Consider the following 17,278-nt stretch of genomic DNA (forward strand, 5'->3'; position numbering starts at 1 on the left):
TCCGGGTTTTTGGATCGGGTGCAAGAACCCAGCCTAGCGCGAGTGCGGCGTGGATGTAAAACGTGTGTCGGACGCCCGCTAGGCTGGGGGAAAATCTGATGAAAGGACACCCCCGGTGACCGAAGTTCCTCCCGCCGCCCGTGTGGGCCGCCCGCGCCGGTCCTCCCGTCAGATGCTTGAGGATGCCGCGGCAGAGTTGTTTCTGGAGCAGGGGTATCCGGCCACCTCGATCGAGCAGATCACCCAGCGGGCCGGTGTGAGCCGAAACACGTTCTTTAACTACTTCGGGGCCAAGTCGGATCTGCTGTGGATTGACCTGGATCAGTCCATCACCGCACTGGTTACCGCGCTCGGGTCGCCCACCTCCGAGGAGGAGGGGACCCGGCTGGAGCGGCTTTCCGCACTCATTCTTGCGGTGGCCGCCGAACATCCGGCCGCCCGCGTCCCCTGGGCCTTTAGTCAGGCCGAACTGATGGGGACCCGGGCGGATTTGGAGGCGTCGGCCCCGGCACGCCTGCTGGCGCTCGCCGAGGCGATCCAGGCGTTTGTGGCCCCCGAGGAAACCGAGTTTGTCGCCCGCACCATCGGATCGGTTGCGGCCGGGGCGATTGCCGCCGGCGTGGCCGCCTGGATTGCCGCGGGTGTGCGCCGCGAACGCCTGGAAATCTACGTGGCCGATGCCCTGCACCCGGCCCTGGCCGGATTCACCGATCTCGCGAAGGGGACCCGATGACCGAGGCCTGGCCCGCACCCGTCTATACCCCCATCGAACCGCCGAAGCGTCGCCGTCGCGGTCTGATCATCACCCTGAGTGTGCTCGCGGTCCTGGTCCTCGCCGCCGGGGGTGTCCTCTTTGCGCTGGGTCAGGGCGCGGGAAGCACCGCGACCCTGCGAATTGTCCAGCAGAATAATGCCCACGCCGACGCCTCCTATGTGCTTGCCGGATGCGAAATCCAGGCGGGGCAGACCGAGTGCACCGCAACCAATGGTGAGGTATGCAAAGGTGCGGCCGACGGTCAGCAGTGCACCAAGATTCCGATTCCCGAGGACCGCCGACTGCGGGTGCAGACGGCACTCGGCCAGGACGCCGCCTGGGTGACCGCGCAGCTTGGATGGGACTCGTTCCAGGGGGCCGGGGATGCGAGTGACGCCGGATCCTGCACCTTCATCGGCGAACCCGGGCAGTCCTTCACCTCGCACCCCTTCGGCACCGAGGTGGACTATACGATCACCCGCACCAACGCCTTCGGCCAGACCGAGACCAGCGAGGCCCTGCACGGTTTCCGTATGCTGGGCCACGCCTGCGGCGAGCCCGAGGACCCCGATCACGACCATGACGAGGATGGCGAGGGCGGGCACTAGTCCGCGGGTTCCGGCGTGGTCGCCGGATCGGCCGTGATGACCGGCCGCCGAGCGCATGCAATCCAAAAGGCGATCAGCCCCCAGGGCACCGCCCAGAGGAGCGTGAGGAATGGCGATCCGAGGCGATCGCCGAGTTCGGGTTGCATCGCCGTGGTGAGGATAGCGCTGCGTAGCTGCACTGCCGCGGCACCGACCAGCGCAAGCGTTCCAAACGCGCTGGCGGCAGACCAGCGACCCACACTCTGGTCGAGGGTAATGACGAGGGTCACCGCGATGATGGTGCAGAATATCGTGGGCACTAGGGCACCCCAGAAGATTTCACTCTGATCTTGGTATCCATCCGGTATCCCGGCAAGGGTCCAGTGTGTGGCGACTGGTCGCTCGATGACGGGCTGGCTGCCTGCGGATCGGAGGAGTGCGATGAGCGGGAGCAACGTCAGTAATGCGGCCCAGGCAAAGCGAATTTTGACTCTCAAGATGCTCCTTCTAATGCCGGTTGATGACCGCGTTCGGATGTCTTGAGGGACGGTGGTCCATCCCCGACGTTTCGGATTCGCCGGTTGCGATGACGGGGAGGTGTGTGGGGCCGAGATTCGGGGGCGGTGTGTAACGCCGTGGAGGGAAATCCGAGTCCTGGATTGAGGCGCTACGATCCTCCCACCTTCCATACGCGTTTGGCTGGGAGTCCGCGGTGTACCCGGAAGGGTGTCGTGGCACTCGCGGCGCGGGGATTTCATCACACCGTTAATGAGAATCGCTCTCATTAAGCTACGCTGTGATGTGTGACCGACAACAGCCGTGCAGCCACCCTCCCATCCGCCCCCTCGCCGCGTCGCCCCGCGCGCTCTCGGACCGGGGTCTGGGTGCTCCTGCTGAGCGTCGCGATTCTTGTGGTGCTCCTCACCTCCGCCGCCACCGGTCCGCTGGGCACGACGCCGCTTGAGGCCGCGCGCATTATCCTGGGACACCTGCTGCCCGGGATGCCCTGGATGAGTGATGGCAGCCTGACCGGTGCCCAGGACCAGGCCGTGTGGATGTTCCGACTCCCGCGCACCCTGCTGGCGGGCATTGCCGGGGCGAGCCTGGCGCTGGCCGGAGCCCTGCTCCAAACGAACGTACGCAACCCGCTGGCCGAGCCCTACATCCTCGGGGTGTCTGCCGGCGCCGGGGTGGGCGCCGTCCTGGCGATCGTGGCCGGATCCACGGCGGTGGCCGGGTTGAGTCTCAACGCCGCCGCCTTTGTTGGGGCGATCGGGGCCACCTTCCTGGTGTACGTGTTGGCACGTCAGGGCGGGATTATCGCCCCCTCGCGCCTGATTCTTGCCGGGGTTGCCCTGGGGTCCCTGCTCGCCGCGATCACCAATTTTCTGACCCTGACCACCTCGGCTCAAAACGTCTACAGCGTCCTGTTTTTCCTCCTGGGCAGCGTCTCGGCGGCCACATACGGCCAGCTCCTGCTGCCGGCCGGCGCCCTCGTGCTGGTGGGAACCTACGCGCTGCTGCGCTCGCGTGCACTCAACGCGATGCTCGCCGGGGATGAGACCGCCACCGCGCTCGGGGTCAACGTGCCCGCGCTGCGTCGCACCCTCCTCCTCGCCACCGCCCTGCTCACCGCGACCACGGTTGCCGTCTGCGGCGGCATCGGATTTGTGGGGCTCGTGGTGCCACACGTAATCAGGATGATCGTGGGGGCGGATCATCGCCGGATGATCCCGCTGGTCATGCTGGGCGGAGCCTTCTTCCTGATGCTCACCGACCTGCTTGCCCGCAGCGTCGCCCAGCCCGCCGAGATTCCGTTGGGAATCCTGACCTCGGTGGTGGGTGCTCCCTTCTTCCTCTGGATCATGCGCACCTCGGGTGCTCGGATGGGTGGGACCCGATGACGGGCGTGGAGTTTCAGTCGGTCAGCGTGGAGTTGGGCGGTCGTCGCCTGGTCACCGAGGTCAGTCTGAGTGTGCCCGCCGGGAGCGTGCTGGGCATCCTGGGGCCCAACGGTTGTGGAAAGTCCACGCTGCTGCGCACCGCCTATCGTGCCCAGCGTCCCGCATCCGGGCGGGTGCTGGTGGATGGATCGGATGTGCAGACCATGTCCGCGCGGGATGTCGCCCGGCGCGTGGCCGTCATGGCGCAGGAATCCATCCAGGAGTTCCCCATCTCGGTACGTGACATGGCGATGCTGGGACGGGTCCCGCATCAGCGTGGCTTTGGCGGAGACTCCGAGCGCGACCTCGACCTGGTTGATCAGGCGCTGAGCGATGTGGGCGCCACCCACCTGGCCGAGCGTCCCTTCACCGTGCTCTCGGGTGGGGAGAAGCAGCGGGTCCTGCTCGCGCGGGCCCTCGTTCAGGACGCCCCGATCCTAATCCTCGACGAACCCACCAACCACCTCGACATCTCGTTCCAATTCGAGCTGATGTCCCTGGCTACGAGCCGCGGACTCACGGTCATCACGGCCCTGCACGATATGAACCTGGCCAGCGAGTTCTGCACCCACGTGGCGCTCATGCGCGCGGGAGAACTGCAGGGCATCGGCGACCCCCACGACATTCTCACCCCGCGGAGCATTCGCGCAGTCTTTGGGGTGGACTCGCGGCGCATCACCCATCCGATCACCGGTCGGACCCTGATCGCCCTGGCTCCCGCACCCTCCCATCCCACCCAAGTGAAAGTGATACCCGTATGACAACAAAAACCCTCCTTCCGCTGGCCGGACTGCTCCTGGGCGGATTCCTCCTCAGCGGCTGTGGCCAGGCCGTGTCGACCCCCGATACCGGCGCGAGTGGGTCGGCCTCCGCGGTCACCCTCACCAACTGCGGCCGCACCCTCAGCGTGGATCGTGCCCCCGAGCGTGCGGTGGCCATGAGCCCGGCCCAGTCGGAGATGCTGATCAAGCTGGGCCTGGCGGACCGCGTGGTCGCCGAGGCTCAAACCCACGGCCAGCCGCTCGCCCCCGAACTCGCCCAGGACGGCACGGTGAGCCAGCTGAGCGACCAGATGCCACCCTCCCGCGAGGTCCTGCTGGGGGTATCGCCGGACTTTGTCTACGCGCCGACCACCTATGAATTCACCGCCGAGCAGGGCTTTGCGGACATTGCGCAGCTAAAGGCCGCGGGTGCGAATGCGTACGTGGCCACGGCCGGATGTTCGGATCGCCGCAGCGTGGCCGAGGTGAGTGACCTCCTGGAGGACATCACCAACCTGGGCCAGATCTTCGGGGTGCCGGAGCGCGCCGCCACGGTGGCAAACGAGGCACAGGCGGCGCTGGACGAGGTTGCCGCCCGCACCGCCCAGCAGCCCAAACCCAGTGTGGCCGAACTCTTTGTGGAGGGCACCAGCATCTCGGCGATCGGCGCGGGGATCGAGTACAACATGATCCAGCTCGCCGGCGGTGACAACGTGTTTAGCCCCGAGGATCCGGCGTTTGCCAGCTTCTTCTCGGCGGTCATCTCACCCGAGACGCTGATCGCCAAAAACCCCGAGGCCATCGTGTTTACCACCCTGGATGCCGCCCACGAGCAGGCCACCCGGGACTACCTGCGGGCCACGTTCCCCCAGGTGGCGGCGGTTGCCAATGACCGCCTGATCGCGATCGCCTCCGACGATGTGATGCCCGGAACCTGGGGCAACATTCGTGCGGTGCAGCAGATCGCGCAGGGGCTGCACGCGTCCTAGTCGCACAACAGAGGGGCCCTGGCCGATCGAATCCGATCGGCCAGGGCCCCTTTGTTGTGGTTAGCCCCTCGGCCCGGGTTCGCGGTGCAGTGCGGGGAGCTGCACCACCCGGTCGCAGCGGGCGAGGGTTGAGGGACGGTGCGAGATGGTGATCACGGTGGTCTCCCCGCGCAGCGCCTCCAACGCATCCAGCAGACTCGATTCGGAGCGCGCGTCCAGGGATGCGGTGGTTTCGTCCAGGATCAGGATTCGCGGCCGCCGGACCAGGGCGCGGGCGAGTGCGATGCGGGCGCGCTCGCCGCCGGAGATGCCCGATCCCGCCTCGCCCAGCTCGGTGTGGACCCCGGCGGGCCAGCGGCCGGGGTCCAGGGTGAGTCCGGCCCGGGGCAGGGTGTGGAGTGCGGTGTCCTCCGTCAGGGTTGGATCGGCCAGGCGCAGGTTGTCCCACAGGGAGCCGTGGAAGATCGTGGCGTCCTGCTCCACCAGGCCGACGTGGCTCCGGTAGCCGGACAGATCCAGGTCGCGCAGATCGTAGTGTGCTCCGGTTTCGGCGGTCAGATGAATGCTGCCCCGATCCGGCTCCCAGAGCCGAGCGAGCAGACGAGCCAGCGTGGTTTTGCCCGACCCGGATCGCCCGGCGATGCCGATGTGCTCACCGGCGGCGATGGTGAGCCAGGTGGGAGCCAGGGCGGGGGCATCCGGGGCGTAGGAAAACTCGACCGCGTTGAGTTCGAGCCCGAGCGGGCCCGCGGGCATCCGCATCGAGGATCCTCGGCGCGTGGACCCAGGCGAGGGATACTCGGCGGGCCGCTCGGAGGACTCCACGATGGGTCGCTCGGTGGATCGCTCGGCGGACCCCTCGATGGCCCTCTCGACAGGCCCCTCTGTGGGCAGGGAGATTCCCGCAACAACCGTGGCCGCGCTGGCACGGTGCGGCTGCAACTGGGTGAGGACCGCGACCGCCTCGGTGAGCGGCGCCAGCACGGTGAGGGTGCCGGCGATGACCGCGGGAATCCACACCCGCTCAAGCCCCGGCTGATTCCAGGCCAGCACAAACACCACAATCAAAATTGCCAGTGTGCAGAGCTCTCGAATACTCGCCGCGGCGCTCTCACGCACCCGCAGACGCCGCTCCAACTCGACGATTCGCCGCGTGGAGGCGGAGAGCTGCTCACCCACACGGTCCCGCAGATCGAAGCTCAGGATTTCGCGGGTGCCCGAGAGGACATCCACAACGAGGGCCGACTGATCCGACTTCGCCCGCTGGATGCGCTCGCCGAGTCGCGCATTCTTGCGCAGCAGCGGGAGGCTGAACGCCACAAGCGCCGCGCATCCCAGCGCAAATCCCACCGCCAGCGTCGGGCCCAGGCCACCCAGCGCGAGCAGCGCCCCGATGAGGAGGACCGCGGCTCCGGCCAGCTGGGTGAGCGTGTGCGCGTAAAAGAACTCAAGTTTTTCGGTTTCGCCCATCGCGGTCGCGGCCAGGCGGCCCGTGTGCTGATCGGGTGAGCGGGAGGGGACGCCGCGGGCGAAACCGTCAAACAGTGCCATCCGAAGCGCCGCCAGTACCCGATAGGCGATCGAGTGGGAGATATCCATCTCGTGCCAGGTGAGGACCGCGCGCAGCAGGACCGCGCTCGCCGCGGTGATCCACCAGCCGGGTTCGGCCAGGCGATGCTCCACCAGGGCGAGCGTGACCGTGTACGAGCCGGCCACCGCGAGGAACACCAGCGCGAGGTTGTTGGCCAGGCCCACCAGGCCAGTCCAGATCAGGGCGCCGCGGTGGGCGGAGAGGGCGGGGATGAGCGCCCAGAGCGGATCGGTGCGGGGCGGCGTGGTACTCATCGAGTCTCCGTGACAGTCGGGATGGGTGTGGACGTAGGTGTGGATGTGGATGTGGGCGCTGCGGCTGGGGTTGAGGCCCGGTGCAGGGTCCCCGCGCGCAGCGTGAGGACGGTATCGGCGGCCGCGAGCGCCTCGGCCCGGTGCGCGATCATGATCACGATTCTGCTGCGGGCCTCCTCACGCAGGGTTGCCAGCAGGTGTGCGGCCAGCTCGGGGTTCAGTGCCGAGGTGGGCTCATCAAGCAGCAGGATCGCGCGGTTGGCGAGGAGGCCGCGGGCCACACTCAGGCGCTGGATCTGCCCGCCCGACAGGGACCGCCCGGACTCGGACACCCGGGTATCAAGCCCCAGCGGCCAGGATGTGAGTTCACGGCCGAGCCCGGCTCGGTGCATCACCGCGAGCATGTCCGCATCCGAGGCATCCGGGGCCACCGCGCTCAGGTTGGCGCGGATGGTGCCGGGGAACAGGTAGGCGTGCTGGGAGACCACGCTGATATCCTCGGGCCGCAGGGGCCGACCATCGAGGCGGCACTCGCCCGATGCCGGCAGAAATCCCAGCAGCACATCAAAGAGCGTGCTCTTGCCCGTGCCGGAGGGGCCGGCCAGCGCGGTGATGCCGCCGCGGGTAATCGTGGTGGTGACCTCGTTGAGTACCGGGGGTGAGTCCGGGGCGTAGGCAAAACCGAGCCGATCGAGTCGGAGCACGCCGCCGCGAGACGGATGCGGTTCGTGATCTCGAGACTGCTCGTCTGGTTGGTGTGGTTCGCCCTTACGGCGCTCCTCCCGGTCCCGGTGCGTCCCGCCGTCCGGGGCACCGGGCCGCGTATCGGATGCCGCGGATTCGGCCGGTGTGTCGGTGTCTCCGATGGCGGCATCGATGCTGCCCAGCGCCGACATCCCCAGGTACCCGGCGTGCCAGTGCCGAGCCAGGTCCCGCACGGGTCGGAACAGTTCCGAGGCGAGCATCAGCGTGAACAGGCTGAGGGCCGGAGTCCCGCCCAGCAGCCCCGAGGGCAGGACACCCAGCGCGCTCAGGGTGGTCAGCGCGGCGGCGGCGAGCAGGCCCGCCTGGATGCCGAGGTCGGCGAGTGCCGTATCCGCTAGGGAAACCCGCATCGTGCGAACCGTTGCCCGGTGGAGCGCATCGGACCGGTCGTTCAGGCGCACACGAAACCGCGGCACGGCATCCAGGATCTTCAGGGTGCGCATGCCCTGGAGCCCCTCGGCAAAGTCGGCACTGAGCGCCTCATAGGTGTCCCAGTGGGCACTTCCGCGCCGGGTGAGCAGGCGGCTCCACAGCCGGGGTGCACCCACGGCGATGAGGAGCGCTGCGGCCAGGGCGGCGGCGAGAAGCGGATTGATGATCGCGATCACGATCAGCAGGATCGGGCACAGGATCTGAAGCTGCAGGGCGGCGGGAATATACGCGATCACATAGGGCTCGACCCCATCGGTGCCCTCGCCGAGGGCGAGCCTGCGGGTACCCGCGCGCTCGGACGCGTCGCGCAGCCGCCGGGGATGCAGCAGCGCCCGGGTGAGTGATCGTCGAACATCCTCCCGCACCCGGCCGCCCAGCGTGCTGGCCACCCGGACCTGAACCTGGGTGAGCAGCGTCCGGGCGAGTCCGCAGGCCAGCACGGCGGCCAGGCTGAGCATCACCCGACCGACATTTTGGGGCTGGCCGGGCAGGAGGCCCGAGAGTGCGGCGGCGAGAAACCAGGCCTGCGCCCAGTAGGTCGCGGTCCCCGCGCACACCACCAGGGTGAGTGTGTTTCGCAGGGCGTGGTGCGGGCGGGTGAGCGCCCAGAGACGCCGATTAGTGAGCACCGTGTGCTCCCTTCGATTGTTCGGAGCGAAATCCCAGGCCGTGCAGGGTCAGCGGGGTGCCGGGATGGGCGTGCCAGCTCCCGATGGGACGAAACCCCAGGGGGAGACCTGCGCCCAGGCAGGAATAGAGGATGGTGGCCGCGCTGGTGGATGCCCACCACACGGTGGCCGGAGTGGGTGACCGGTCGGTGTGAAAGCGCACCAGGCCGTGGAGCGAACGGATCCAGTGCTGCCCGGCGCACGAAGCAGCGAGCGAGGGATCGGCGAGCCCGTCGGTGCCGATCACCTCGATCCGGCAGTCGGGTGGCGGCTGGATACTCGCGAGGGCGGTGAGGACGCGTTCGGTCGCGACCTGCGCGGCATCTGGCGCCTCGGGGGCGTGCAGCGGAAGGCTGCGTCGCCGCGCGAGTGCGTCCGAGGCCAGGGGATGAACGGGGGAAGGTGCGGAAACCGACCCCAGGAAATCCCGGTCGAGGGTGTCCACCCAGGCCACGGTCTCCGGGTCGGTGTGCGACTCGCGTTCGGGGAGTGGGCGGGGACCGGCGTCGGCCCGGGGGCGACCGGTTTCGGCTGCCATTTCCTCAAGGATCACCGAGGCATCGGCCCGCCCGAGACGCTCCGCGGCTGCGCGCGCTCGCCGGTTCGGGTGGCCGATCCACAGCGCGGTCAGCAGGAGCTCGGGCCCGGTGCCCGGCCAGACCTCCTGCCAGCGCGCGTAGGTCGGTAGCCCCAGCACCCGTGCCAGCTCGCCGGGGGCCGCGGAAATCCGCTCGCACTCCAGTCCGTATGCCGCCGCCCGGTGGATGATGCCGGACAGGGCATAGGCGGTATCGGCGATGAGCAGCGGCGGGGTGCGGTGATGGTACTTTCCGCGGGTGCGCTGAGGGAGGACACCGAGCACCACCAGGGCACCGCGGGGTGTGCGGCCGGGCTGAACCATCCCCGCGCGGCGCACGAGAGTGGCATCCTGCGGATCGAGCGCAAACGTTCCGGGGGAAAGATCGCATCCGTCGCCGGCTACCAGGTGCACCTGGACCGGATAGCATCCGCCGGCGGATGGAATAGCCCGCCGTGCGGTGCCCGTGGGCTCCCGGGTGAGCGAGTCCGGATGGAAACCGCGCGGACGCCACAGCTCGTGCAGAATCGCCGCGATCGGGACCTCCGCCAGAGGCCTGGGCGCGACCCGCTCGCCCCGATCCCAGTGGTTCTGACGCGGGCCCGGATGAATCGTGTCCGCGGGCACGCGCGAGGACCAGGCCTCGGCGAAGAGCTGCCGGGCATGGTCGGCGGGTGGGGGGAGCTGGAAGGGGGTCATGGTCCTACATGTGGGGTGGCGGCACGAGGGTGAAGTCCTCGGGCTGGGTGGGGATGCGGGTGCGCCAGCCGCGAGCAAGGGCGGCCTCGGCGAACCGCGGGCAGCCCAGATAGGCAAAGGCCGCCGGGGCGTTGGGCACCAGGCCCTCAACCACCACCCGAACCACGCTGAGTCCGGTTGTCGCGACGTCCGAGGTGGTCAGATCGCGCGTAAAGATCTGGTGGCCGGCATCAATCAGTCGGCGATACACGTCGGCGGGGACGGTCGCCGGGATGTCCGCGATATCAACCAGCCCGAGGGCGGGCTCCTGGAAGCGCCGCGCGAGCGGGTGAACCTCGGGATCCAGCCACACCTGGACGTGGGCACCGAGGTCACGCACCCGGGAAAAGTGGGTCCCGGTGTCACTCAGGTAGCGCCGATCCTCCCGATGATCCAGGTAGAGTCCGCGCGCCATCAGCCCGGCCTCGACCGCCTGGAAGACCCAGCCATCCGCCTCGGTGATGCCCTGCGTATAGACCCACGTATGCACGGCCTCCAGGACGGCCTTACGGGCGGCCTCGGCCGGATCGGTCTTGCAGGAGAACCCGGCGGCATACAGCCCGGTTTCGGGATCGAAGACCAGGGCTGCCATGACCGGAGCGAACTCGCTGGGCAGCTCGACGATCCAGTACCTCAGGTGACTGCCGGCCATCGCCTCGGTGAGCCCGGGAACCGACTCGGGACGAATGCCCCGGGCCTGACCATCCAGGTGCCACCACACCTCCAGGGCGTCGCGTTCGATGGTTTCCAGCAGTGCACGATCGCGGGCGTCGGCATATCCCTGCCCGGTGGCGATGCCCGCATAGTTGAGGTGATGGATGCGCGGCAGGTGGGCAAAGCGTCGCTGCCGCCAGTTGAGCGAGACCAGGCTGGCCGGAAGCCACACGTCCTCCCCGTCGGGGTAACGGGTGCAGCGCATCCAGAGGGTTTCGGTGTGCTCGTCGAGGTTGCGATACGGAAAATCGGGGGATTCCAGCTGCCAGGCGGCAAACCGAGGCAGCGCACCGAGCTCAACGATTCGGTGGCCCGCGGCTCGCAGCTCGCTCGCGGTGCCGATCAGGTGCTCTGCGTCGGGGACCTCCCGCGGGATGAAGTTGCCGCAGTATCGCTCCATGCCCTCGGCGACCGCGGCAATCCAGGCCTGTCGGGGATCACCAAACGTGGTGCCCAGCGAGACGCGGTCGGCCGGCCAGTCGCCGAGCCAGCGGGCATCGGACACCTCGGCGGTCATCGAGGTGTAGGCGGGCGGCGCGTTTTCCGGGGTGAGCACCGAGCGGACCCGGCGAATGATGCCCGTGTGCTCGTCCACCAGGGTGTGTAGGGGGAGCAGGTTGAGGGCGTCGGCGGTGGTCATCGGGAGTCCTTCCAGGGGGTGGGCATCGTTGGATCGGTGGAGGGGGCGCGCGCATCGGTGACCCACGGAGTATCGGGATCCCCGGTGAAGCGGTGGGCGGACGGGAGCATCGCGGCGTCGCCGAGGACGTGTTCGATGCGTGCCATCAGACCCCCGTGAGCGCGCAGCACGCGGGCGGTCTCGGGGGCGAGGTCCGCGGTGAGGCCGTGCCCCCAGGGACCGGTGAGATAACCGGTGCGCCCTCCCGCCCAAGCGCGGGCAAGGAGGTGTGCCTCCCGAGTGAAAAAGTCGGTGTCTCCGCCGATGACCAGCAGTGTGGTGGTACAGGAGCCATAGCGCGCCGCGAGATCGAGGGGCCGGGCCTCCCAGAGTCGCTGCCAGAGGGCCGGCGCCTCCGCTCCGTATTCGGAGGGGGAGACCACGCCGGCAACGCCGTGGTGCCGAGCCCGCTCAACCCGCCGATCCAGCTCGGCGGGGCTCAGGGGAGTGCGGGAGGTGCGGGCGAACCCGTGTTGGTGCCACCATCCGATGCGGTCACGCAGGCGCGGTGTGCCGTCTGGATCATGCGCGGTTTCCCAGAGACCCAGGGCGGGCACCATCGCGATCACCGCGCGGACCGTGGGAACCCGTGCGGGACGGGTGTCGAGCCAGTGGGCGGCTTCCAGGGCGCAGTGGGCATCGTAGGAGGCGCCTACCAGGAGGACCTCTCCCTCGATGAGTCCGAGTCGTTCCATTTCGACCACCGTGCGTCCACCGTCCGTACCCTCATGGTGATAGGGGTGCCAGCTGCCCGGGGACCCGTATCGTCCACGCACGTCCTGAACCGCGACCCGAAAACCGCGGCGCACCCAGGAGAGTGCGTGCTCTCGCTGGGCGACACGAGCGTAGGGCGTGCGGATCAGGACGGTGCCGCGGGGGCGGCCCGGCGCGGGTTCATACAGGTCGGTGGCGAGGTGGATGAGCGGATCGACGGCGATCCCGAGTGTGCGTGGCTCGGTCATCACGGCCGGGATTGGGAACGGGGTTGCGGCCTCGCGGCGGGCTCGGGAAACGCCAGGACCGGGTGCTCGGAGGCGGCGAGGGTCGCGCAGTCCAGCATCCAGAGTATGCGGCGCAGCCGGGGCAGCTCGGCCGTGTTGTGCTGCCAGGCGGCGATGATCTGGCGCAGCCGGGCCCCGGCCATGTCGAGCGCGACCGGATCGAGGTCATCCAGACCAGGCCTGTGCTCTCCGGCCGTGTCGAGCCAGGCGTTGAGGTCCGCGGCGGCCGGGGAGGCGGCGATGCGGCGACGCAGAACCTGAGAGCCGGTGGGATCTTCGGGCCCAAGCATCAGGGGGTCGATCAACACCAGATCGCCCTCGCGGTAGCAGCGTAAAACCCCGGTACCCGAGGCTGCCAGATGGTCCAGCTCGCGGTGCTGGGTGCGGTCGGCGACAACCTGCACGATGAGGGCGCGATCGGGTGAGGTGGGGGAGCGGGGTGTCGCGTCGAGGCCGAGAAGGGCCGGCGCGAGTGCGGCCAGATCGGCGGGATCACCGGCGATGGTGATGCCCTCGCGTCCGGGAATCGGGGCCGCGTGTTGTGCGGCGCGCGCCGCCAGGCGTTCCCCAACCTGTCGGTGCAGGTCCGCCGCGGAGGCCGCGGTTTTGCTCGCGGTGACCCGGAGGAAGGTGCCGTCGGATGCCCGGACGACCGTGTGTCCATCGCGGGTGAAGAGCTCGGGTGTGGTGTTCACGGGTGTCCTTGCCTGATGGTGGGCGGGCACCCCGCGAGGCGAATCCGAGGATCCGCCCCGCGGGGACTGTGACCGACTAGTCGAACGGGTTCTCGACGAGTGCGTTCGAATGGCTGGCAGACAGGTGGGCCAGCTGCTCGGTCTCTTCAACTTCGGTCAGTACCACGGTGTTTTCCATGGGGTTCCTTTCGTCGGTGTTTCTTCGTGCTGCCGGTCGGCAACGACTTCACCCTATAATTAAATGATAATCATTATCAATAACAGTTTCGAGGGAGAGCCCAGATGGACGTACTCGTGGTGGCGGACCAGCGCGGAGAGGCGATCGGATTTATCGACACCGATTCGGCCTCGCTGACGGACTGGTGGCGCGGTCAGGTTGTGGCCGAACATGCCGGAATCCTGCCGCTGGGCGGCGGAAAATGCGCCTGGGTGGACGACGCCGGCGGTGCCCTGGTGGTGGTTGACGTTCTGGCCCGGGAGGTGCGCGAACGGGTGTCGGTGGCGATCCCCGGTGAGCATCTGGCGTGTGATCCGAGTGGTCGTTTCCTCGGCGTGTCGACCGGGTTGGGTGCCTCCTGGGAGCCGTGGAGTGACCTAGTGAGCGTGGTGGATCTGGACGCCCCCGAGAGACCCCGGTCCCGCCGGGTGCGTACCCGAGCGGGGGAGCCCGGTGTCATCGTGACCGGGGGTGTACATCCACCCCGCGTGGTGCTGCGCCACCGCGAACCGGGCGCACTGGAATCGCTGGATGTCGCGGAGATTCTGCGGGTGGGTGTGCACTGTCCCGAGCTGCACGCGGACGAGATATTGCCGATCGGTGACACCGGTCACGGCGATGTCTACGATCCGGTTTCCGGGCAGATGTGGGTCGCCACCGACCAGGGACTCGAGTGCAGTGATGTGATCGGAGTGGTGCCTCGGGCGCGGGGTGTGCGCCCCTGGGAAGCACCGGGCCGCGCCTACTTCCTGCGCTTTTGCCCGAGCCGCCGGATCATCGTCGCGGTCCTCAGGCAGGGCGGCGATGCTCCCCGCGACTGGGCCGACTGGGAAAACACGCTCTGGGTACACACCATTGATACCGGACAGACGCGCACCGCTCCGCTGGGGAAGGGGCTGATTTTTCGATTCGCACTCACGGCGACCGGGATTGCGGTGGCGCGGGTGCACCCCGAGGGGGACGACCTGGCGGTCTTCGACCTCGACGCGGCGGAGGTGCAGGTTGAGAATGATCCGGCGATGAGTCTCGCGGCCCAGACCGTGGGCGAACGCGCGCCCGCGGCGGGGGTGCCCCTCGGACTGCGCGGAACCTGGAGCCTGGCTCCGATGGATCGGGCCCCAAGACCCGGGGTCGAGCCCTGGGACAATGCGGACCGCCGGGCCATCGCCGCATCCGCACGGGATGAGCGTGTCGCGCTGACCCGGGGTGGACACGGCGAGGTCCTGTTGATCGACACGGCCAATCCCTCCGCCTCGCCGGTCACCATTCGGGTACCCGGGGCACTGCGGGACGGCGGACACCTCTCCTGGATCGACGCTGCGGCACCCGCACCCGGGGATCTGGTGGGGCGATGAGCGACGCCAGCGTTCTCGATGCGGAGGGCGCCCGCCGGGCGCGCGCCTACTTCCGGGAGGCCCTCACTCGCTGGGACACCACCGCGCGGCAGGGAATGCCGCAGATTGCCCGAGGCATGGCCGTCTACACCTGGCGTGGACGGGGGGAGGACTTCCCCCGTCTCTACCGCGAATCCGCATCCACACTGGGTGCCGCGTGTGCGCCCGGGCGCACGCCGACCCCTCCGGACCCGGGCACGGCACTGCCGGTGCCCGCGGGCCGGGTGGTGCGTGGGTTTGCGCTTGATCCCACCGGAAGGCGGGTGGCCGCGCTGCTGGGCACCCCCGATTCGGAACTCGCCGAGGTGTGGATCCTGGCCGCCGACACCGAACCCGTTCGCCTGGACGTTCCGCCCGTGTGGCACGCGCGCCCGGTGTGGATCGATGCCGGGCCGCACCACGAGGCGGTCCTGTGGGTCCTCACCGGCAAGCCGCCGATTCATGAGGTGTGGCGGGTGGAGGGAGCATCCGGGGATGCGCGTCCGTTGGGTCTGCCCGCGGAACTTGCCCACACCCCCGAGGGGCTGCGGCTGCGCATTGAGGGCGGTTCGGGCGGCGTTCGCCTCATCGCCCGGCACCCGGGGACCGCGCCGACCACCTGGATTTTTCGGGAGGGTGGCTGGGTGTCGGAGCCCGGCAGCGCGGCATCGCTTGTGCCTGTGCCTGCAACCGTGCCTGTGCCCGTCCCCACGGCTGGCCGTGTCGCGCTGGCTACCTCCCTCGGTGAGGTCACCGTGCGCGAGGGGGAGAACGCGGTGGTGCTGTCACTCGGAGGAACGCCCGTCCATGCGCTGTCCGCGGCCGAACGGCTCCTTGCCCTGAGTGTGAGCGAGGATCAGACCGGGGTGGCCCTCTGGGTGCACAGCGCATCGCCCGAGCGCCCCTCGGGGGTTGTGTGTGTGGACCTGGCCCGCGCATCGGTATCGGCATCTGCGTCGGCAGCGGGGGCGGGTCGCGGCGACGAGCTCAACACGCATCTGCACCTGACGGTCCTCGCCCGAGATGGGGTTCCGGTTCCGCTGGTGGTTTCGCTGCGGCGCGAGTTTTTGGCGGGGGACCGTCCGCGAAGCCCCCGACCCCTCCTGCTGTCGGTCTACGGAGGATTCGGGGTGCACCATCGCACCGAGGCGGAGCCCACCGTGGCGGCCTGGCTTGAGGCCGGGGGCGTGTTTGTGGCCGCGCAGGTGCGGGGCGGCGGCGAGCTGGGTCCCGAGTGGCATGAGGCGGGGCGCGGGGCACGGAAGATCCGGGCGGTGCACGATTTGATCGATGTGGCCCACGCCCTGGTGGCCGGAGGATGGACCCGCGCCGAGGATCTGACGGCGCTGGGTGCCTCCCACGGCGGGTTTGTGGTGGCCGCGGCGGCACTGATTGATCCGTCCGCGTTCGGGCGCGTCATCGCGGTGGCCCCCGTGCTGGACACCGTGGACCTGCGCCGCCACGGCCTGGGAACGCAGTGGCTGCACGAGTTTGGTGTGGATGGGGAGACGACGCCTGCCCAGCGCGCCGAGTACTCACCGCTGCACCTGGCGATCGCCCGGGAACGCGCCGAAAATGTGCCGCCCATCCTGTGCTGCATTCTGGGCCGGGATGAGCGCGTGGACAACACCGCGGCCCCGCGGTTTGCCGCCGAGCTGAACAGCCGCGGCGGGCGGGTGACGCTGCTGACCGCGGCGGGCGACGGTCATGCCCAGCGTGCGGCGGGGGCCCTGCTCGAGTTTTCGGCGACCCTGCTCGGCTTCGCCGCGGGGACAACCCCGTGGATGGGGGTGTCCGCGACGTAGGGGGCTAAACCGTCCCGATCAGCGCCACCACGCTGGCCCACACACAGGCGGCAATCGCCACGCTGAAACCCAGCAGCCAGAAGACCGAGGGGATGTGGGTCTGCCGGGCGAGGATAAAGGCATCCGAGGATTCCAGGTTGCGGTGCTTTCGGCCGTGCGCGGCAAATACGTTCCCGAGGCCTCGAAGCGATCCCACCAGCAGGGCCAGGCCCACGGTGATCAGCGCATAGGTCTGCATCACCGAATCGGCGTAAAACCACAGCGCCGCGCCGCCGGCGAGGGTGGCCAGGGCGATCAGGATCGCGCCCCACCCGCGCAGGAAGATCAGCGAGAGTACCACCAGGATCGCGCCGCCAAGGATCGCCGCCCGGGTGTAGCCGGCGGTCGCGGTGAGGATCAGTGCGGCCCCCACGATCGCCGGCGCCGGGTAGCCCAGGAAGCCCGAGATGACCGCGGTGAAGGATCCACCCGAGCTGATCGTCGAGCCGCCGTGATTGGCCCCCACCCGGATCGCGCGCACCCGGCGACCCAGCAGCCCGGCCGAGAACGCGTGGCCCAGCTCGTGAACCAGCGTGGTGAACATCCCAAACCAGCGCCAGGTTACCCGCGGCACGCTCAGCAGAATCGCGGCCAGGATGATCGATCCGAGGATCAGCGGCTCCAGGGTCACCGGTGCGGTTCGTCCGAGGAACGCATCGAGGGTGTCGCCCCAGGAGGCGGGGGTGTGGGCGAGGG

16 protein-coding genes are annotated in these 17,278 nt (G+C 69.0%); 7 read left to right on the top strand and 9 right to left on the bottom strand.

Annotated features, from left to right (window positions below):
• Nucleotides 1-115 precede the first annotated feature (115 nt).
• Together M2390_RS05325 and M2390_RS05330 are read left to right on the top strand one after the other, a co-directional pair.
• The gene (locus M2390_RS05325; protein WP_259177503.1) at nucleotides 116-733 is read left to right on the top strand and encodes a TetR/AcrR family transcriptional regulator; all 618 of its coding nucleotides are present in this window, start codon (nucleotides 116-118) and stop codon (nucleotides 731-733) included.
• Entirely contained in the window at nucleotides 730-1,362 is a 633-nt protein-coding gene (locus M2390_RS05330; RefSeq protein WP_259177504.1) for a hypothetical protein, read from the top strand. Before M2390_RS05325 ends, M2390_RS05330 begins: the two co-directional genes overlap by 4 nt.
• Here M2390_RS05330 and M2390_RS05335 read toward each other — a convergent pair.
• Nucleotides 1,359-1,661 carry a hypothetical protein gene (locus M2390_RS05335; RefSeq protein ID WP_259177505.1) on the bottom strand — a complete coding sequence of 101 codons (303 nt, stop codon included), beginning with the start codon at nucleotides 1,659-1,661 and terminating at the stop codon, nucleotides 1,359-1,361. The two genes, M2390_RS05330 and M2390_RS05335, sit on opposite strands and share 4 nt — an antisense overlap.
• 483 nt (nucleotides 1,662-2,144) lie before the next feature.
• Here M2390_RS05335 and M2390_RS05340 point away from each other — a divergent pair, with 483 nt between their 5' ends.
• The 3 genes from M2390_RS05340 to M2390_RS05350 are packed head-to-tail and all read left to right on the top strand — an operon-like array spanning nucleotide 2,145 to nucleotide 5,034.
• Complete coding sequence (locus M2390_RS05340; RefSeq protein ID WP_259177506.1) at nucleotides 2,145-3,245, top strand: iron ABC transporter permease; 1,101 nt, start codon at nucleotides 2,145-2,147, stop codon at nucleotides 3,243-3,245.
• Nucleotides 3,242-4,045 carry an ABC transporter ATP-binding protein gene (locus M2390_RS05345; protein WP_259177507.1) on the top strand — a complete coding sequence of 268 codons (804 nt, stop codon included), beginning with the start codon at nucleotides 3,242-3,244 and terminating at the stop codon, nucleotides 4,043-4,045. The genes M2390_RS05340 and M2390_RS05345 overlap by 4 nt, the downstream gene beginning before the upstream one ends.
• Nucleotides 4,042-5,034, top strand: a complete 993-nt coding sequence (locus M2390_RS05350) for an ABC transporter substrate-binding protein (RefSeq protein ID WP_259177508.1) — start codon at nucleotides 4,042-4,044, stop codon at nucleotides 5,032-5,034. Before M2390_RS05345 ends, M2390_RS05350 begins: the two co-directional genes overlap by 4 nt.
• A 60-nt stretch (nucleotides 5,035-5,094) precedes the next feature.
• Here the strand turns inward: M2390_RS05350 and M2390_RS05355 are convergent, their stop codons facing one another.
• The 7 genes from M2390_RS05355 to amiA all read right to left on the bottom strand — a co-directional run bounded on the left by M2390_RS05355 (nucleotide 5,095) and on the right by amiA (nucleotide 13,326).
• Nucleotides 5,095-6,879, bottom strand: coding sequence for an ABC transporter ATP-binding protein (locus M2390_RS05355; RefSeq protein ID WP_259177509.1), 1,785 nt, complete (start codon nucleotides 6,877-6,879; stop codon nucleotides 5,095-5,097).
• Nucleotides 6,876-8,705 carry an ATP-binding cassette domain-containing protein gene (locus tag M2390_RS05360; RefSeq protein WP_259177510.1) on the bottom strand — a complete coding sequence of 610 codons (1,830 nt, stop codon included), beginning with the start codon at nucleotides 8,703-8,705 and terminating at the stop codon, nucleotides 6,876-6,878. The genes M2390_RS05355 and M2390_RS05360 overlap by 4 nt, the downstream gene beginning before the upstream one ends.
• Nucleotides 8,695-10,020 (bottom strand): hypothetical protein, encoded by a 1,326-nt coding sequence (locus tag M2390_RS05365; RefSeq protein WP_259177511.1) that lies wholly within the window; start codon nucleotides 10,018-10,020, stop codon nucleotides 8,695-8,697. The genes M2390_RS05360 and M2390_RS05365 overlap by 11 nt, the downstream gene beginning before the upstream one ends.
• 4 nt (nucleotides 10,021-10,024) lie before the next feature.
• Nucleotides 10,025-11,413 (bottom strand): YcaO-like family protein, encoded by a 1,389-nt coding sequence (locus M2390_RS05370; protein WP_259177512.1) that lies wholly within the window; start codon nucleotides 11,411-11,413, stop codon nucleotides 10,025-10,027.
• Entirely contained in the window at nucleotides 11,410-12,414 is a 1,005-nt protein-coding gene (locus M2390_RS05375; protein WP_259177513.1) for a CocE/NonD family hydrolase, read from the bottom strand. Before M2390_RS05375 ends, M2390_RS05370 begins: the two co-directional genes overlap by 4 nt.
• Nucleotides 12,414-13,148 (bottom strand): hypothetical protein, encoded by a 735-nt coding sequence (locus tag M2390_RS05380; RefSeq protein ID WP_259177514.1) that lies wholly within the window; start codon nucleotides 13,146-13,148, stop codon nucleotides 12,414-12,416. The genes M2390_RS05375 and M2390_RS05380 overlap by 1 nt, the downstream gene beginning before the upstream one ends.
• A 76-nt stretch (nucleotides 13,149-13,224) precedes the next feature.
• The gene (gene amiA / locus M2390_RS05385) at nucleotides 13,225-13,326 is read right to left on the bottom strand and encodes a streptamidine family RiPP (protein WP_245601218.1); all 102 of its coding nucleotides are present in this window, start codon (nucleotides 13,324-13,326) and stop codon (nucleotides 13,225-13,227) included.
• Between the two features lie 104 nt (nucleotides 13,327-13,430).
• On the opposite strand from amiA, the gene M2390_RS05390 reads away from it, so the two are divergent.
• Nucleotides 13,431-14,720, top strand: a complete 1,290-nt coding sequence (locus M2390_RS05390) for a hypothetical protein (RefSeq protein WP_259177515.1) — start codon at nucleotides 13,431-13,433, stop codon at nucleotides 14,718-14,720.
• Complete coding sequence (locus M2390_RS05395) at nucleotides 14,717-16,543, top strand: prolyl oligopeptidase family serine peptidase (protein WP_259177516.1); 1,827 nt, start codon at nucleotides 14,717-14,719, stop codon at nucleotides 16,541-16,543. The genes M2390_RS05390 and M2390_RS05395 overlap by 4 nt, the downstream gene beginning before the upstream one ends.
• A 4-nt stretch (nucleotides 16,544-16,547) precedes the next feature.
• On the opposite strand, the gene M2390_RS05400 is transcribed toward M2390_RS05395, so the two are convergent.
• Nucleotides 16,548-17,213 (bottom strand): M50 family metallopeptidase, encoded by a 666-nt coding sequence (locus tag M2390_RS05400; RefSeq protein WP_259177517.1) that lies wholly within the window; start codon nucleotides 17,211-17,213, stop codon nucleotides 16,548-16,550.
• Between the last annotated feature and the right edge of the window lie 65 nt (nucleotides 17,214-17,278).

The sequence above is a fragment of the Mycetocola sp. BIGb0189 genome, assembly GCF_024810155.1.
GTDB lineage: Bacteria > Actinomycetota > Actinomycetes > Actinomycetales > Microbacteriaceae > Mycetocola > Mycetocola lacteus.

What these genes read in the sequence shown, in the direction of transcription:
- M2390_RS05395 (WP_259177516.1), top strand. Translation starts at nt 14,717, where the DNA reads ATGAGCGACGCCAGCGTTCTCGATGCGGAGGGCGCCCGCCGGGCGCGC.
- M2390_RS05365 (WP_259177511.1), bottom strand. Translation starts at nt 10,020, where the DNA reads ATGACCCCCTTCCAGCTCCCCCCACCCGCCGACCATGCCCGGCAGCTC.
- amiA (WP_245601218.1), bottom strand. Translation starts at nt 13,326, where the DNA reads ATGGAAAACACCGTGGTACTGACCGAAGTTGAAGAGACCGAGCAGCTG.
- M2390_RS05370 (WP_259177512.1), bottom strand. Translation starts at nt 11,413, where the DNA reads ATGACCACCGCCGACGCCCTCAACCTGCTCCCCCTACACACCCTGGTG.
- M2390_RS05355 (WP_259177509.1), bottom strand. Translation starts at nt 6,879, where the DNA reads ATGAGTACCACGCCGCCCCGCACCGATCCGCTCTGGGCGCTCATCCCC.
- M2390_RS05345 (WP_259177507.1), top strand. Translation starts at nt 3,242, where the DNA reads ATGACGGGCGTGGAGTTTCAGTCGGTCAGCGTGGAGTTGGGCGGTCGT.
- M2390_RS05330 (WP_259177504.1), top strand. Translation starts at nt 730, where the DNA reads ATGACCGAGGCCTGGCCCGCACCCGTCTATACCCCCATCGAACCGCCG.
- M2390_RS05390 (WP_259177515.1), top strand. Translation starts at nt 13,431, where the DNA reads ATGGACGTACTCGTGGTGGCGGACCAGCGCGGAGAGGCGATCGGATTT.
- M2390_RS05350 (WP_259177508.1), top strand. Translation starts at nt 4,042, where the DNA reads ATGACAACAAAAACCCTCCTTCCGCTGGCCGGACTGCTCCTGGGCGGA.
- M2390_RS05375 (WP_259177513.1), bottom strand. Translation starts at nt 12,414, where the DNA reads ATGACCGAGCCACGCACACTCGGGATCGCCGTCGATCCGCTCATCCAC.